Annotated in this window: 1 protein-coding gene and 1 pseudogene; both read right to left on the bottom strand. The window is 66.4% G+C overall.

Annotated elements, in window-relative coordinates; translation table 11 throughout:
• Window positions 1–1885 (bottom strand): DNA topoisomerase (ATP-hydrolyzing) subunit B (gyrB, locus tag WAZ62_RS20675; RefSeq protein ID WP_422645425.1); only part of this gene is annotated, 1885 nt, incomplete at its 3' end.
• 16 nt (window positions 1886–1901) lie between these two features.
• Window positions 1902–2252, bottom strand: a pseudogene (locus WAZ62_RS20670) (DNA replication and repair protein RecF); the annotation flags it as partial.

Below are 2252 nucleotides of genomic sequence, written 5' to 3'. Positions count from 1 at the left end.
GGGCCCCGGCGATCGCCGCGTGTTCCACCACCGGCAGGGCATAGCGGCGGGCCGGCGCGACCAGCAGGCTGCGCACCTGGCGCGCCTGCTGGATGACGGCCCGCAGGTCGTTGCCCGCCAGCTGGGTGCCGTCGCCGAGGGTCAGCACCGTGCCCTCGAGGCCGACGTCGATCAGATTGTCTTCCAGCGCCCGCTCGTCCTTGAGATAGACCTCCGACGAGCCGCGCTTGATCTTGTAGAGCGGCGGCTGCGCGATATAGAGATAACCCTTCTCGATCAGCTCCGGCATCTGCCGGTAGAAGAAGGTGAGCAGCAGGGTGCGGATATGGGCGCCGTCCACGTCCGCGTCGGTCATGATGATGACGCGGTGGTAGCGCGCCTTCTCGATGTTGAAATCGTCGCGCCCGATGCCGGTGCCGAGAGCGGTGATCAGCGTGCCGATTTCCTGGCTCGACAGCATCTTGTCGAACCTGGCGCGTTCCACGTTCAGGATCTTGCCGCGCAGGGGCAGCACGGCCTGATTGGCACGGTTGCGTCCCTGCTTGGCCGAACCGCCCGCCGAGTCACCCTCGACGATGAAGAGTTCGGATTTCGCCGGATCGCGTTCCTGGCAGTCGGCCAGCTTGCCGGGCAGGTTCGAGACGTCGTAGGCGCCTTTCCGACGCGTCATCTCACGCGCTTTGCGCGCCGCTTCCCGCGCCGCCGCCGCCTCGCAGACCTTGGAGACGAGGATGCGGGCCGGGCCCGGATGTTCCTCGAACCATTGCTGCAGCTTCTCGTTGATCAGCCCCTCGACCGCCGGGCGGACTTCGGAGGAGACCAGCTTGTCCTTGGTCTGGCTGGAGAATTTCGGGTCCGGCACCTTGACCGAGAGCACGCAGGTCAGGCCCTCGCGCGCGTCGTCGCCGGTCAGGGTGACCTTCTCCTTCTTGGCGAGACCGCTTTCGTTGGCGTAACCGTTGACGGTTCGCGTCAGTGCGCCGCGGAAGCCGGCCAGATGGGTGCCGCCGTCGCGCTGTGGGATGTTGTTGGTGAAGCAGAGGACGTTCTCGTGATAGCTGTCGTTCCACTGCATGGCGACATCGACGATGATGCCGTCCTTCTCGCCCCGGATCACGATCGGGGTATCGACCAGCGGCTTCTTGTTACGGTCGAGGTAACGCACGAAAGCCTCGACCCCGCCTTCGTAATAGAGGTCGGCGACGCGCGGCTCGACGCCGCGGCGATCCTCGAGCACGACGCGGACGCCCGAATTCAGGAAGGCGAGTTCGCGCAGCCGGTGCTCCAGCGTGTCGTAATCGAAGACGACCTGGGTGAAGGTTTCGGTCGAGGGCAGGAAGGTGACCTGGGTGCCCGACTTGTCGACGACATCGCCGACGATGGCGAGCGGGGCCTCCGGCACGCCATGGCGGAAGCGCATGTAATGCTCCTTGCCGCCGCGCCAGACCCGAAGGTCGAGCCAGGCCGAGAGCGCGTTGACGACCGAGACGCCGACGCCGTGCAGCCCGCCCGAAACCTTGTAGGTATCCTGGTTGAATTTCCCGCCGGCGTGCAGCTGGGTCATGATCACTTCGGCGGCGGAGACGCCTTCGCCCTCGTGGATCTGGGTCGGGATGCCGCGGCCGTTGTCCTCGACCGTGCAGGAGCCGTCGGCGTTGAGCACCACGAGCACCCGGTCGCAATAACCGGCCAGCGCCTCGTCGATCGCGTTGTCGACGACTTCGTAAACCATGTGGTGCAAGCCCGAGCCGTCGTCGGTGTCGCCGATATACATGCCCGGGCGCTTGCGCACCGCGTCCAGCCCTTTCAGCACCTGGATCGCGTCGGCGCCATAATGGGCGGCGCCTTCGGCGGTATCGCGGCGGTGGGACTCGTTGGTGGTCATGTCATTACCCTCGGGATCACGAAGCCGCGACGGCCTGGCCGTCGCGGACATCGAAGAATTGGCCACGGTCTTCAAGGCCGTGAAACAGCGACCGTTCGGTTCCGGTCAGGAAGGCCTGCAGGCCCCGCCCGGAAATCAGGTCGTAAAGCATCTGGCGCCGGCCCGGATCGATATGGGCCGCCACCTCGTCGAGCAGCAGGATCGGCGCCCGCCCTTCCGCCATGGCGACCAGCGCGCCCTGCGCCAGCACGATGGAGATGAGCAGCGCCTTCTGCTCCCCGGTCGAACAATGGGACGCCGGCAGATCCTTGGCGACATGCCGCGCGGTCATGTCGCCGCGATGAGGGCCGGTGCCCTGGACGCCGGC

The organism is Zavarzinia sp., from assembly GCF_049306435.1.
GTDB lineage: Bacteria > Pseudomonadota > Alphaproteobacteria > Zavarziniales > Zavarziniaceae > Zavarzinia.
Note: the sequence above shows the minus strand (reverse complement) of the source record. Positions and strands in the feature narration are given on the sequence as shown.